Consider the following 13,352-nt stretch of genomic DNA (forward strand, 5'->3'; position numbering starts at 1 on the left):
GCTCTAGACGTGGATCGGGTGGGAGGTCCGCCCGGACGCCTGGTCGATCTCCTCGTGCGCCTTGGTCAGCAGCTGCATGGCGAGTTCGTTGAGTGCCCGGGCGCCGGCGATCTCCTCCCCGACTCTGGGCTGATTGACGTCGGTCCGGTGCCGGCTGGCGTGCCCGCGCGCCCGCACCTCGGTGCCGTCGGGCAGCCGGACCATCGCCACCGCCTGGGTGTGCTGGTCGTCCTCCCGGAACTCCATCTCGACGTGCCATCCGACTCTGGTCTGCATCATGTCGATCACCTCCGGAACGCCTAGTTCCAGGGTCCTCCTGCCGAGGGGGATGCGCACCCGTCCGACCCGGTCTATCCGGTGTGCAGCATCAGCCCGATCCCGGCGACGAGCAGCCCGGCCGCCACGATTCTCGGTGCCCCGAACCGCTCCTTGAAGAACACGGCTCCGATCGCCGCGCCCACGCTTCGCCTCTCCCTGCATCCGGGCTGAACTCAGCGCTTGAAGACCTCCATGGTCATCAAGACGAGGACGAAGATGGCAGCGAAGGTACTGACTCCCGTGAGCACAGCAGCCGCAGCCGACTGGCCACTCAACGAACCGAGAATGCCAGCACCGATGGCCACGAACAACGTGAAGATCAATCCGAGTACGAACCAGACCGTCAAGAGCGAGTCGTGCGCAGGCCTGTCAGGGAGCGGGGCCATCGGCACCTCCTCTATATCGTGGGTGTAGGCGGGCACCCCCGCCTCCTGTCAGATCGCTGTAAGATCTGTAAGATGACACCATACAGCAAGGGCCGAGGGCGTCCTTCACGTGGAAGCAAGGGATCCCATGCCGAACCATGACGGGCCTGCCGAGCCACTCGATGCGCTGGCGACTGCGCTCAGGGAACTGCACGCCCGGGCGGGCAGGCCCAGCATGCGAGCTCTGGCACAGAACGTGTCGATCAGTCACACGACTGTGGCCGACGCCCTCAACGGGAAACGGGTTCCTTCGTGGGGGACCGTCGAAATCCTTGTCCGCCAGCTTGGCGGAAATGAGAAGGAGTTCACCCGGCTCTGGCAGGCGGCGTCGGGTGATACCTCTGGCATGAAGAGGGAAACCGAGCCGATTCCTGCTATGAGTGCCGACCCTGTCGGGTTCTGGTGCTATAGCCGCCGTGATGATGAGCTGGATGGCGGACGGATTCGCCGCCTATCTGAGTTCATCGCTGACGAGTTTGAGATCATTACTGGTGATCGCCTGGAAATCTTCGTGGATGATTCCTCTCTTTCGTGGGGTGACGCCTGGCGTTCTCGTATTGAATCAGCTCTAGCGAGCGCAACTTTCCTGATTCCTGTAGTGACTCCGCGCTTCCTAAAGAGTCAATGGTGTCGAAAGGAAGTCATTACGTTTTCAGGCCACGCATCTAGCCTAGGCCTTGACGAGCTCTTGTTGCCGATTCATTATGTGAACGTTCCGCAAATCACAGCTGAGCAATCGGATGATGAGGTGGTGAGCCTCCTCTCTCGTCGACAGTTTGTGGACTGGCGCGAACTCCGCCTTGCTGATGAGGGATCTCCTGAATATCGCCGTGCAATTCACGGACTCGCGCTACGGCTCAGCGAAATTCTCGAAACAGCCTCACCCTCACCTCTCCCCGTGATTAGCGAGGCGGCGACTGAAGAAGACGAGCCCGGTCTTATCGATCTAATGGAACAAGCCGAATCAGCCTTTCCTGAATGGGTTGAGACGGTTGAAGAGCTGGGCAAGGTAACCCAAGAAATCAGCGAGATTATGGTTTGGGGTACCGACAAGATTGCGGCCTCAGATGCGCGAGGTGGCGGGTTTGCGGGACGAGTCAAGGTCATTCGTGATTTGGCTGAAAGGCTGAAGTTGCCAGCAGGAAGAGCGTCTTTTCTTGGATCTAAATACTCGAATTCCTTGCTAGGTGTTGACCCAGGAATTATTCGGCTTATTCGAAGCGTCTCCGAAGGGGTTGTTGATGCTGAGGATGAAGAGGTGGCACAGGATCTGTTTGAGCAGGTGAGGACTCTCGTTGATGTTACTCGAACAACAACTCCTGAGCTTAAGTCCTTCGCTGAATCTGCCCGAAGTGCAGGTACTGGAAGCCGTCATATTCGCCCGCTCATGAACGAAATCTATACAGCGTTCCAGAAAGTCGTTGATGGTCAGGCCATCATTGAAGAATGGGGTCGCCTAATCGACGAATATGAGCGTACTCGCCATCGGAAATGAAGGGGACCGACGGTCAGTAGACCTGCGAGCGGAGACCACCCCCTTTTGGGCGCAGGCTCAGACATGCAGGAGCTGCCTCAGAAGGGAAGCTCCGGTTTGGCGTCGCCTCGCTTGATGGTGAGGACTCGTTCGTCGGAGTCGCGGGCCGTGGCCTCATGCGGGTAGCGGGTGCGCGGTTTCTTGCCCAGCTCGTCTGCGACTGAAAGCGCGGAAGGGTCCACTTTTCGATATTTGCTGGTCCTGTGATGGATCCACTCTGTTCGCGGGTGGGGATCAGGGGCTCTAATCGTTGAGATTTGCGCCGTAAGGCCATGCGCCGTCATAACAAGGAGAGCAACAGAGCAGCGCTCCCTGGTTTGCGGAGAATTTCCTGGCAATGCGGCGGCTTGAATCCCTGCCACTTGATTCCAGGGTGACATCTTGGGGGGCTCGCTTCGTCCGATCGGTCTCGGTACCGTCGAGCCCACGTCTGGCGCGCGGCGGGTTGGTCACCCGTGGACGTGCGCTGGTTGATCGCGCGCGACTATGGGGAGCTGGTACGGGCATGGCGGTTGACGCTGCTCGATCGGAAGAGGGGTTCACGTCAGCGAGGGCTGCGCAGGTGATGAGTGCCGCGTGCCGGGCTGCGGGGCTCGATGACGGAGGCGCGAAGTTGCTCCGGCTCGGGGAGAACGCGTTGTTCAGACTGGCCTCCGTGCCGATCATTGTGCGTGTGACTCGCGGACGGGAGTGGCTGACCACGGCTCACAAAGAGGTGACTGTCTCGCGGTGGTTGGCGGGTGAGGGATACCCTGCCGCTCGGATCGTCGAGGATCTTGAACAGCCCCTTGTGGTCGACGGGCATCCAGTGACGTTCTGGCATCTCATCGTTGAGGGTGAGCGCAAGGCCTCGTATGGGGAGCTTGGGGCGATCCTCCGGGACCTTCACTCGCTAAGGGTCCCGGACGGGCTTGAGTTGCCCTCGTTCGATCCCTTCGACAAGCAACAACGACGGCTCGACCTGGCTGTGATCCCGGAGGACGACAGGCTGTTCCTCCGGAAACGGTGGCACGAGCTGCGGGACAAGTTCGACGAGCTGCGCTTTGAATCGCCCAAGGGACCGGTCCACGGGGACGCGCACGTGCAGAACCTGATGGTTGATGATCAGGGGCAAGTGATCCTCATCGACTTCGAGGCCTTTTGTTTCGATCACCCTGAGTGGGATCTCATGGTCACGGCCGTTGAGCACCACAGCCTTGGGTGGCAGACCGATGCGCAGTACGCCGACTTTGTGGCCGCATACGGTCGAGACCTCTACGACTGGCCGGGATACGAGACTCTGCGCGGCATCCAAGAGTTCGGCATGACGACATGGCTCATGCAGAACGTTCAGGAAGACGAGCGGACGGCGGCCGAGTACCGCCGGCGCATCGCTGGCCTGCGTGATGATGACGGGCCGCGCGACTGGCAGCCTTGGTAGCCGCTACTCGTCATCGTCCAGGCGGGCGAGTGCTTCTCGCACCTGGTCATTGAACGCCGCGACGACGGGGTTCGTTGAGTGGGCGCTCACCTCAGCCTGGAAGTCGGTCACGTAGCGCTGGAAGCGGGTGGACTGGAGGGAGTCACCGCCGTTGACTGCCAAGCTGGCGGTAGTCACGGCGGCCTCCAGTTCGCCGTTCAGTAGCTGACTCTGCGCGAGCACCATCCGGCAGAACCCCAGGGTGCGGGCGTACTTCGGGTCGGTGGCGTTCACGGCGCGCTGAGCCTGCTCGATGGCCTCACGGCGCATCTTGAGGTCGCGGTAGCAATGGCAGAGTTCGCCCATGAGTTCAGCGGAGTCGAAGTAGGCGAGCCATGCAGGGTCGTCGGCTATGTCGGCGCGCTCGAAGTGGCGCTCTGCCTCGTTCATCGCGCGGCCGGCTGCGTTGCGGTCACCTGCGTTGGACAGCGCGCGGGCTTCCATCGCTGAGTAGTTCGCCATCGCGCGCGGGGTGGCTCGGCCTTTGGCTCCCTCGACGGCGGCGCGGGCGAGTTGGATCGCCTGGGCGTGGTGGCCGAGGTAGTTCGCGTGGTGGCTGAGGTTGCCGAGGATGCGGGCGCCGAACATGCGGTCGTCGATGACCTGGGTCAGGCGGAGCGTGGACGTCAGGTAGCGGTAAGCGAGTCGGTGGTTTCCCGTGTCGTACGCGGTCCACGCCAGTAACTGCGAGACCTCTGCGGCGGCACCGAATAGCGCGGTGCCCACCTTCTCGCTGTAACTGGCGTCCAGCAGGGGAAGAACCTCGTGCCGGAAGTAGTGGCGTAGGGCCTTGTGGCCGTGACCGCCGCCGTACCTGAAGTCGAGCTGCATGAACATGCCTGCGGCGTCCCTGATGGCGCGGACATCGCGCATGCCGACTCTTTGGTGCGTGGGTCGATCGGCCTGGATGCCGTCAGGGCGCGCGATCATCCAGGACAGCACCGCTGCACTGAGATCACTGTCCTCGACCGTGAATCGGTCGGAGGAACGGGCCTCGGAGCGCTCGTCGGCGAGACCGCCCAGCGTGGACAGTGCATCGGGCAACGTGCTTGGGTAGCCGATCGGCTGAGGGGCGGCCGGCCGCGCGAGATCGAAGAAACCGAGATCACCGGGTGAGACGCGACGGCCCAGTTTGACGCTCAGGACGTCAGCCATGATGGCCGCTGCCTGCGGCTGGATGCCTGCGCCCTCGCGCCATCGCTTCACGGAGACGTGTGTGGTCCCGAGGGTGATGCCGCGTTGTGCAGCGGCGTCCTGCATTCGCTTCGCCAGGCCCTTGTTCGAGACCTTCGCCTCGTCCATGACGGCGATCAACTGCGCGTTCGGCTCTCGGCTCATGCTCCCCTGCCAACCCGAGAATGACGGCGAGTGTTTATCGTGTCACAGCATTCTCGCGGCGGGGGGTTCATTGGTGAACCCCCCTAGTCTTTGCCGGTGTTCACGTGAACCCCCTGGTGAACGCTCCCGGTGACGTCCCGTGCGTCGTGTACTGGCTTTCCGGAAAGCAAGCGGTGCCATGAGGGCCGTAGAGGTTCGGAAGGGGACGTCATGGATGCGGGGAAGGCCATGCACCTGGCGAGTGAGTTGGATGCTTACGCGCACTGGTTCGTGGCACCGAAGCCGTCCTCGGGCGGGCACTTTCTGACGCTGACGCTGTTCGCCGAGTGCGGTAACACGGCGCGCATCGCACGGGACACGACGTCCGTGTTCCTGCGCGGCGTTGTTGCGGAGGAACTCATCTACGACGCTCGGCTGGCTGTGTCCGAACTGGTCGGGAACGTCGTGAACCACGCGGTGCCGGATCGAGGCAAGGCGCATCCCGGCGGCTGTCGACGCATTGACGTGGCGTTCAAGCTGTACCCGAAGTGGCTCTTCATCGGCGTCACGGATGAGGACTCGACGCCCCCGCTCCTGCCCATGGGCGACGTGTACTCGCCCGAGCTGATGGCGGACATCTCGGAAGCGGTCCTGCCCGACAGTGGACGCGGGTTGCTGATTGCTCAGCGGGTGGCAACGGCGGTCTGGTGGACGCCTGGCGAGCGGGGCGGAAAGACGGTCTGGTGCCGCTTCGACCTGGACGGCCGGGAACTGAGCGAACCGTCCTGATGATCTCCGGGCCCCTGCCTCCTCGTTACTCCCACGCGATCGGGAGTCGGCGGGGGCCCGGAACCCCGGCCGGAGCTGACCTCTCCGGCCAATGGGGCGCGGCCCTGGTGCATACGGGACCCCGCAGGATCCCCTGACCCCGAGCACGGGGCCGCGCTTCACAACCTCATACCGAGACCGGACCACCCCCGCGCCTGGCAGCAACCGGGGTGGTCCGGGAGGGGACACAGCGTTCCCCGGTGCCCGATGGTACCGGGGTCGTTGTGCTGCTCATACGCCCCGGGCCACGAAGAGTTGACGATCCGTTACCTGTACGGATGGGAGTGGCCAAGTGACTGGCGCGGGTGAGGACTGGCTGCGTGACGGCCTGGACGATATCGCGGACGCGGAGCCCAGCATGTGGGCGCGCGGCATCGACTACATCGCAGGGTGGCGTGAGGCGCGCGCTGCCGCAGACCGGTTGAACAGGGCCCTTCTGGGAGTCGGGTTCGAGTTGTCCGGTGTGCGTGCGGTGGCCTCGACCGACGGGGCTGGGCGGGGCGTCGTCCGGCTGGCGGGGCGGCCGATCGAGGTGGAGGAGCTGGCCAGTCTTCTGGAGACGCTTGCGACCACTGACGGCGGCGTGGGATGAACGGCGTTTTCGCTGATGAGCGGCGCGGGTGGGCACGTCGTCGGCTGGAGAGACTTTGGGCGGGAGCCCCCATGGGGCGAGTGAACAGGGGGCCCTACGCTCGCCCGGCGAATCGGGCAGGTACTGGTCCTGCCCGCGTTTGTGCCCGATGGGCCCCCTGTTCTTCGAGGCTCGCCCCATGGTGGCTGCCTAAAGTCTCGGAGGCCGGCGACCCCCAGCCCGGTGGGCTCCGGCCCTCGGCGACCGGTCGAGGCGCGAACTCCTCGGGCGCGGTGCGGTGCGGGGCGTCGGGCGACCGGACGGGACCGGCGGTCACGCCGCATGCCCGGCCGGGACGGCCGGGCGCCCCGGCGCGCCGCAGGCGCGCCCTTGAGGAAGTGAAGGTGGTTTCGACCGATCATCGGTGCCGCTCAGGCCTGACGGCGTTTGGCGGGCTGCTTGGCGGCGGTGATCCGGTAGGCGGCTTCCGCGCGGTCGGCTCCGATGCGGAGTTCTTCGAGGATCAGGGCGCGGTCGGCGGTGCCGTGGGTGACGCGGGTCAGGTGCAGGATCGGGGTCGCGTCGGGGAGCTGGAGCGTGGCGCGCTCGTCGGGCAGCGGCATACGGGCGCGTACGGTTTCCGACCACCAGAGCGTGTGTCCGGCGTTGGTGAGTTCCTCGTAGACCGCTGTCGGGCGCTGGCCCGGTTCTTCCGCGAGTGCGGGCACGGTCTCGGCGACCTCGAAGGGGGTCAGCGTGCGGTGCATCGCGCGTGTACCGGTGGTGACATCGGCAAGAAGCCTGTCGCAGCCGAACAGTTCCTCTTCTTCGCCCAGGTTGAGCAGTCGGCCGGTGGCCTTCGTGGTGCGGGTGCGGTAGACGCTCGGTTCCTCGGCCTCGTCCCAGACGTCGCCGTTGGGCATGACGAACTGCCCGTTCGGGGCGCGGTTGATGCGGCGTTCGAGCGTGAGTGTCGGCTGTCCGTCGGAGCGTACGAAGCTGCCCTTGCCGTGCCGGACGTCGATCAGCCCTTCGGCGCGCAGCGCCGCGATGGCGTTGCGGACGGTGGGGCGGGAGACTCCGTAGCGGGCCATGAGCTGAGCTTCGGACGGCAACAGGGACTCGGGGGCGAACTCTCCCGACAGGATCGCTTCCCGGATCGCTGCGGCCACCTGTTGGTAGAGGGCTCCGGGGCGCTGGATCTCCGTCATCTCGGCATCTCCGGTTCGAGGTCGTAGGCACGTCGCACGCGCGACATCACTCGTCAGCATAAGTAGTTGCATCCTCGCCGTACAGCACTCCATAGTCGTAACTCGTTAGGACAAGTGACGTCAGTACACGACTGACGTTCCGACCGGCCAAGGAGGCCGCAGAACATGCAGTCCATTCCCGTGGACACGACGCGGCTCGGCGTACTGCGCTGCGCTATCGCGCCGGAAGCCAAGCTCAGCAACCCCGAGACACAGGAGGTGAAAAAGGACCGGGACGGCAATCCGGTCTACACCGTGGCCGTGACGGTGCGACAGGACCGACGGCGGATCTCCGTCATCCGAGATCGCCGTGACTGGTGAACCCAAGGGCATCGAAGAAGGCCAGATCGTCAAGGTCACCGGGCTGACCGCGTTCGTATGGTCGATGGGCGAACGGCACGGAGTCAGCTTCCGTGCTGACGCGATAACCCCCGTACCTGGCACGGCTGCGCACGCCAAGGGTGGTGCGGCGTGATGCGGCCGGCCCTGCTCGCCTTCGCCCTGGCGGCGTTGGCCTGGGTGCTCGTCGTGGGGGACCTTGTGCGCCGGCATCGTCCGGCCTGGCACTGGTACCTCGTCGGCTACCCGGTTGCTGTCTTCCGAGTGGTCGTCACCTGGCGCAAGGTGGCCATGCTGAACGACCTCGCCGTCTCCCGGCGTCCGTCTCGCGGGCTGCTCGGTGACCTGATGGTCAAGGGCGATCCGCTGCGGCCGGTGGCTCCGCGGTTCTCTTTTCCTCGTGCCACGCGCATGGGCCTGACCGTGATCGTGCGCCTGCACGCAGGTCAGACACCGGCGACCTACCTGAAGGCTGCCGATGCGTTCGTTCATGCGTGGAAGGTCCACGCGGTTCGGGTCACCTCGCCTGAACGCGGGCTCGTGCTCCTGACGGCAACGGCAACGGATCCACTGGAGCGCCCTGGCTTAGCCACCGCCCCGGCCGAACTCCTCTCCGCTCTCATAGGCGTGATGGAGAGCGGCGGGGCCTGGGTGATGAACCTCCGGCTTGTACCGCACTGGCTCATTGCCGGGGCCACCCGGTCCGGCAAGTCGACGCTCCTTGCCCGGCTGATCACCCAACTCGCTCCGCAACGTGTCGCCCTCGTCGGCATCGACTGCAAGGGAGGTATGGAACTTGGGCTGTTCGCCGGGCGTCTGAGCGCGCTGGCGACCTGCCGCCGGGAAGCGGTCGCCGTGCTCTCCGCGCTCGTGGGCGACATGCAGGACCGGATGAGCGTCTGCCGGTCGGCCGGCGTGCGCTCGATCTGGGAGCTGCCCGGCAAGTTGAGGCCGGTCCCGGTCGTCGTCCTGGTCGACGAGATCGCTGAGCTGTACCTGTCCGACGGCACCCGCGAGAGCAAGGCGGAAGCGGAACAGTGCTCGACTCTGCTGCTGCGGTTGGCGCAGCTGGGTGCCGCGCTCGGTCTGCACCTGGTCGTCGCGGGACAGCGGGTCGGCTCCGACCTCGGGCCTGGTGTCACCGCGCTGAGAGCCCAGCTCGGCGGCCGTATCTGCCACCGGGTGAACGACCCCGGCACGGCAGAGATGACCTTGGGCGACCTCAACAAGGACGCCGTGGCCGTCGCTCAGGCGATCACGGCGGAGGAACGGGGCGTGGCCGTGTGCACCGGTCCGGACGGTGGCTGGAGCCGCGCGCGCTCACACCTGACCGCTACGGATGAGGCCGTGGCGACGGCCCGGAAGTACTCCGGCATGACCCCGGAACTCCCTGCCATTGACCGCGCCCTTGCCGTGCTGGAAGGAGACGGCAAGTGATCAGCGAAGGTACGGCGTTCACGTTCGCGGTGGTCTTCGGGATCATCACCGTCCTCCTCGTCCGCTCCCGCGACGTACGCGCCTGGGAAGCGGTCTGCGTCGGCCTCTTCGGCCTTTACCTCGGCCAGACCCCGGTGATCTACACCGTCCATGGCCTCGTCACGTGGATGATCAACGGCTTCTCCCACACCTGAGCAGGAAGGACACACCATGCCCATGCCTCGCGTGAGGTGCCCTCACTGCAACGGCGACGGAGCCCGCAGGACCTCGACGGGACGGCAGCGACGCTGCCGCGTCTGCCGGGGCACTGGAACCATCCGCTGACCCCTCTCCAACGCCCTGCCCACACGGAAGTGAGTGATCCCTATGACCGACAACGCACCACCACCCGCCATCAGTGCCGCTTCGGCGGCCCACTCTGGAAGGTCACCACCATCACCCCGCAACTCACCCCGGTTGACCGGCGCGCCGCCCTCGACCGCGCGGCGCGCCTGCGTCAACTCTCCGAAGCAGATCGCGATGCCATCCGCATCGCGCAAGATCCGAAATTCTCGCGCTGGCTGGAGCAGGTCACCGCCACTGGTGGTTGCGCTCACCCTGTCCATCTCTCCGGCTCCACCACCGTTCTGGACGGGGCGACCGGCGAGATACTCCGCCGCTACGACACCCGCGACGAACCTGGCGAACGACTCCTCATCCGCTGCCGCAACCGGCGCGCAAGCATCTGCCCGTCCTGCTCCCGCCTCCACGCGGGCGATACCTTCCACCTTGTCCGCGCAGGGCTCCTCGGCGGCAAGAATGTACCCGCCACAGTCCGCACCCGACCGCGGCTCTTTATCACCCTGACTGCGCCGTCCTTCGGGCCGGTGCATCGAGCGGGGGAGTTGTGCCGTCCTCGTTGCGGTGGCGGGACCTGCGAGCACGGTCGTCCCCTCGGCTGCGGCACCTTTCACGCCCCAGACGTATCGATCGTGGGCCAACCTCTCTGCCCGGACTGCTACGACTACTCCGGCCATGTGCTGTGGCACGCTCACGCATCCAAACTGTGGGACAGGTTCGTCATCGACGTTCGGCGGCGCCTGGCTTCTTCGGCCGGTCTGGTGCAATCACGGTTCGCCCACCACGCTCGGCTGTCCTTTGCACGTGTCGCTGAGTACCAGAAGCGTGCGGCCGTCCATGTGCACGCTGTTGTCCGCCTCGACGGTCCGGACGGACCGGCCGACGAACCCCCGGCTTGGGGTACCACCGATCGGCTCATGGGTGCGGTGCGCGCCTCGGCTGGCCGGGTTCTGGTCCACACCCCGTACAGCCCGGCCGTAGGTGAGTTGGCGCTGCGCTGGGGCGCCCAGATCGATGCCCGTGCTGTGCGGACTGGTGATGACGGGCATGACGACGATGCTGTGGCTGCATACGTCGCGAAGTACGTCACCAAGGGAGCGGACGAGACAGGCGCCGGCATTGACCGCAGGGTCGTCGCTCGGGACGACATCGACATGGTCTCTGTGACGCCTCATGTCCGCACCCTCATGCACACGTGCTGGCGTCTCGGCGGCCTCCCCGAGTACGCGCCCCTGCATCTGCGCACCTGGGTCCACACCCTCGGCTACCGGGGCCACATCCTGACGAAGTCCCGTGCCTACTCGACCACCTACGCCGTACTCCGCGCCGAACGCGCTCACCACGTACAAGACCTCGACCTCCCTGAGACGATCACGGATGCACAGTGGCGCTACGTCGGCTCTGGGCATACCCCTGGGGCAGCGCTTCTTGCCGCTGGAGTCGCTGAAGACGTCGCCATGAACCGCGAGGTCGCTCGCGAAGAGCGTGAGGCGTCCCAGTGACGAGATGCCGCGACGAGAAATGGGTTCGGGCCGTCGAGCGACAGGCGGCCAAGTTTCCGACCCGCATAGGCCCGAAGAGCGCTGCGCGACTTGCAAGACTCTTCGCCCCTCCCCGCTAGGGCTCCTCGCGACGCTGCATGCACAAGATCGAGGCCACGTCAACGAACTGTTTCAAGCCACTCACCAGGCATAACCCTGACCTTAAGTTTGACAGTTCCCGGTCAAAGATCACATAATAAGCGCGCTTTCGTTGTTGATCTTGCCATAAGCGACGATCGCAATGACCAAACAAGAGGGGAAAAAGCTTTGCTGGGGAAGAAGTTGACTATCGCCGCCGTGACCGGCGTGCTGGTGCTCTCGGGTTCGACTGCCTTCGCTGAATCCAAGAGCACGTCGCTGTCGAACGGGACGCTCACTATCAGCGAGGAGGATGGTTGCAAGGTAACTGGAAACTGCAGCCTGTACTACTCCTCCACGTCTTACAAGAAGACGGGTGGCAGCAAGGTCGACGTCAGGCTTGGCATGAGCACGTCCAAGGAGCTGTACCAGGACAGTTGGAAGACGGTCTCTAAGGGCCAGACGGTTTCGCACAGTTGGGGAGGCCTGAAGAAGTCGGCCGTTCCTGACTGCACGATCGTTGGTTACATGAAGGCCTCGACTGGCGACTACTACACGCCGCCGGTCAGCGTCTGCTAGTCGCGCTCTCCGACAGCCGGGGGTGCCTGACCCGCACCCCCGGCTTCGTCTATCGAAGGTCATCTTATGATCGAAGCATCCGTCTCAGCCGTCCCCCGCCTAATCGTCTCCTTCTTGATTATTTCCGTCCTGCTCGCGGTGCCCACTGCCTTTGCGGCCAAGTCCAGGAAGAAGCCGTGGGCTTTGAGGACGGCTCTTGCAGTCTGTCTGGCCGGCATCGTCGCTGTCACCTTGCTGCCGGGAAATGCTGGTCTGGAGGCTGGGCAATGTGACACGTCGCTATCGAGCCGCGCCTTCACCTCATCGAGTTCACTGCTGAACATCGCCCTCTTCACGCCCGGTGCGTTCCTCGCCGTCCTCGTCTTCAGACGACCAGTGACCGTCGCTGCAGCATTTGGGCTTCTTAGCGGATCCGTCGAACTCCTCCAGTCCGTTGCCGACACCGGCCGCGCGTGCACGATGACGGACATTGCGGCCAATGCCACCGGTGCTGTCCTGGGGGCACTCGCCGGCGCCGCGTGGCTGTTCCAGCGGCGGAAAGGGCTGCGGAACCCCGTCCGTGATCTGGTCTGGGGCATGGGACTCGCCGCACTGAGTGCTGCGGCCGTGGCGGGCCTCATCCACTTCCGGATCGATTCGGTGGACGTCGCTGCAATGGACGATCAACGGGAGGACTTCACGCAGTCCGCCATCGCGGCCGATGACTGGATCACTGAGACGGCCAAAGGTATCTACGGAAGCGACGTACGCATTCTGGAGAGCAGTAGCGAGAAGCAAGGAACGCGTTTGAGGGCCACTGTCAACACGAACAGGGGCAGCCTCTCAGGGTGGTGGCCTGAGAGGGACCTGGAACGTGCTTGGTCTTCCGACACACGTGGTGACGAGGGCAGCCTTTCCCAGAAGGAAGTGGCAGCAGCCGCCGACACGTATGCCCGCAAGTGGACCCCGAAGAATGTCGCTGGCAGCAAGCAGCAGATTCGCCCCATAGGAGACGGTGCGACAAAGGCCTACGTCGTGTCGTACCGACGCTACTCCGAGGGCGTGTTGCTGCCGATGCGCCTCGACCTCACCGTCACCACAACTGGCCGAGTCATCGGGTTCACCGCCAGAACCATTGCAGACCCCAAGCTACCGCCGGTCACAGTGGACGAAGCGAAGGCCAGGGCCGTCGCAAAGGGTGCAACCGGTCTGCCGACTGAATCCGCCTTGCTCCTCGCCCAGAAGATCAGCGGCGAATGGCGACCGATCTGGCTCGTAGGTAGCGGCAAAGAGGACATCGCCATCGATGCGGCAACTGGGGAACGCATCGCCAAAGCCGAGTGATGGTGCACCCATGT

General features: G+C 64.7%; 13 protein-coding genes and 2 pseudogenes. 10 read left to right on the forward strand and 5 right to left on the reverse strand.

Features of this window, described 5'->3' with window-relative positions; translation table 11 throughout:
- Positions 1-3: 3 nt before the first annotated feature.
- The 3 genes and pseudogenes from QF034_RS16510 to QF034_RS16520 form a co-directional block, all read right to left on the reverse strand.
- Positions 4-279 (reverse strand): DUF1876 domain-containing protein, encoded by a 276-nt coding sequence (locus QF034_RS16510; protein WP_307175693.1) that lies wholly within the window; start codon positions 277-279, stop codon positions 4-6.
- Positions 280-350: 71 nt separating this feature from the next.
- A pseudogene (locus tag QF034_RS16515) lies at positions 351-461 on the reverse strand (EamA family transporter); the annotation flags it as partial.
- A gap of 30 nt (positions 462-491) precedes the next feature.
- Positions 492-740 (reverse strand): hypothetical protein, encoded by a 249-nt coding sequence (locus tag QF034_RS16520; RefSeq protein WP_307175694.1) that lies wholly within the window; start codon positions 738-740, stop codon positions 492-494.
- A 91-nt stretch (positions 741-831) separates the two neighbouring features.
- Here QF034_RS16520 and QF034_RS16525 point away from each other — a divergent pair, with 91 nt between their 5' ends.
- Both QF034_RS16525 and QF034_RS16530 read left to right on the forward strand, forming a co-directional pair.
- On the forward strand, positions 832-2,238 hold the full coding sequence (locus QF034_RS16525; RefSeq protein ID WP_307175695.1) for a TIR domain-containing protein: 1,407 nt from the start codon (positions 832-834) through the stop codon (positions 2,236-2,238).
- 544 nt (positions 2,239-2,782) lie between these two features.
- Positions 2,783-3,697: a phosphotransferase enzyme family protein gene (locus tag QF034_RS16530; protein ID WP_307175696.1), complete on the forward strand. Its 915-nt coding sequence runs from the start codon at positions 2,783-2,785 to the stop codon at positions 3,695-3,697.
- A gap of 3 nt (positions 3,698-3,700) precedes the next feature.
- Here the strand turns inward: QF034_RS16530 and QF034_RS16535 are convergent, their stop codons facing one another.
- Positions 3,701-5,074: an NsdA family TPR-like regulatory protein gene (locus tag QF034_RS16535; RefSeq protein WP_307175697.1), complete on the reverse strand. Its 1,374-nt coding sequence runs from the start codon at positions 5,072-5,074 to the stop codon at positions 3,701-3,703.
- A gap of 210 nt (positions 5,075-5,284) precedes the next feature.
- Here QF034_RS16535 and QF034_RS16540 point away from each other — a divergent pair, with 210 nt between their 5' ends.
- Positions 5,285-5,842, forward strand: a complete 558-nt coding sequence (locus tag QF034_RS16540; RefSeq protein ID WP_307175698.1) for an ATP-binding protein — start codon at positions 5,285-5,287, stop codon at positions 5,840-5,842.
- Positions 5,843-6,173: 331 nt separating this feature from the next.
- A complete protein-coding gene (locus tag QF034_RS16545; protein WP_307175699.1) occupies positions 6,174-6,473 on the forward strand; it encodes a hypothetical protein in 300 nt (99 codons plus the stop codon).
- A 410-nt stretch (positions 6,474-6,883) separates the two neighbouring features.
- Here the strand turns inward: QF034_RS16545 and QF034_RS16550 are convergent, their stop codons facing one another.
- Complete coding sequence (locus QF034_RS16550; RefSeq protein WP_307175700.1) at positions 6,884-7,663, reverse strand: GntR family transcriptional regulator; 780 nt, start codon at positions 7,661-7,663, stop codon at positions 6,884-6,886.
- 165 nt (positions 7,664-7,828) lie between these two features.
- On the opposite strand from QF034_RS16550, the pseudogene QF034_RS16555 reads away from it, so the two are divergent.
- The 6 genes and pseudogenes from QF034_RS16555 (at position 7,829) to QF034_RS16580 (ending at position 13,338) form a co-directional block, all read left to right on the forward strand.
- A pseudogene (locus QF034_RS16555) lies at positions 7,829-8,177 on the forward strand (SCO3933 family regulatory protein).
- Complete coding sequence (locus QF034_RS16560; RefSeq protein ID WP_307179891.1) at positions 8,177-9,478, forward strand: FtsK/SpoIIIE domain-containing protein; 1,302 nt, start codon at positions 8,177-8,179, stop codon at positions 9,476-9,478. The pseudogene QF034_RS16555 and the gene QF034_RS16560 overlap by 1 nt, the downstream one beginning before the upstream one ends.
- Positions 9,475-9,672 carry a hypothetical protein gene (locus QF034_RS16565; RefSeq protein ID WP_307175701.1) on the forward strand — a complete coding sequence of 66 codons (198 nt, stop codon included), beginning with the start codon at positions 9,475-9,477 and terminating at the stop codon, positions 9,670-9,672. The genes QF034_RS16560 and QF034_RS16565 overlap by 4 nt, the downstream gene beginning before the upstream one ends.
- A gap of 297 nt (positions 9,673-9,969) precedes the next feature.
- Positions 9,970-11,319, forward strand: a complete 1,350-nt coding sequence (locus QF034_RS16570) for a replication initiator (protein WP_307179892.1) — start codon at positions 9,970-9,972, stop codon at positions 11,317-11,319.
- Between the two features lie 336 nt (positions 11,320-11,655).
- On the forward strand, positions 11,656-12,015 hold the full coding sequence (locus tag QF034_RS16575; RefSeq protein WP_307175702.1) for a hypothetical protein: 360 nt from the start codon (positions 11,656-11,658) through the stop codon (positions 12,013-12,015).
- A 66-nt stretch (positions 12,016-12,081) separates the two neighbouring features.
- A complete protein-coding gene (locus QF034_RS16580; protein WP_307175703.1) occupies positions 12,082-13,338 on the forward strand; it encodes a VanZ family protein in 1,257 nt (418 codons plus the stop codon).
- The last annotated feature ends 14 nt before the right edge of the window (positions 13,339-13,352 follow it).

This window comes from Streptomyces africanus (assembly GCF_030816955.1).
Classification (GTDB): domain Bacteria; phylum Actinomycetota; class Actinomycetes; order Streptomycetales; family Streptomycetaceae; genus Streptomyces; species Streptomyces africanus.

Excerpts from the sequence above, each read along its gene's own strand:
- QF034_RS16535 (WP_307175697.1), bottom strand. The coding sequence starts at position 5,074 with ATGAGCCGAGAGCCGAACGCGCAGTTGATCGCCGTCATGGACGAGGCG.
- QF034_RS16560 (WP_307179891.1), top strand. The coding sequence starts at position 8,177 with ATGCGGCCGGCCCTGCTCGCCTTCGCCCTGGCGGCGTTGGCCTGGGTG.
- QF034_RS16540 (WP_307175698.1), top strand. The coding sequence starts at position 5,285 with ATGGATGCGGGGAAGGCCATGCACCTGGCGAGTGAGTTGGATGCTTAC.
- QF034_RS16530 (WP_307175696.1), top strand. The coding sequence starts at position 2,783 with ATGGCGGTTGACGCTGCTCGATCGGAAGAGGGGTTCACGTCAGCGAGG.
- QF034_RS16550 (WP_307175700.1), bottom strand. The coding sequence starts at position 7,663 with ATGACGGAGATCCAGCGCCCCGGAGCCCTCTACCAACAGGTGGCCGCA.
- QF034_RS16510 (WP_307175693.1), bottom strand. The coding sequence starts at position 279 with ATGATGCAGACCAGAGTCGGATGGCACGTCGAGATGGAGTTCCGGGAG.
- QF034_RS16525 (WP_307175695.1), top strand. The coding sequence starts at position 832 with ATGCCGAACCATGACGGGCCTGCCGAGCCACTCGATGCGCTGGCGACT.
- QF034_RS16580 (WP_307175703.1), top strand. The coding sequence starts at position 12,082 with ATGATCGAAGCATCCGTCTCAGCCGTCCCCCGCCTAATCGTCTCCTTC.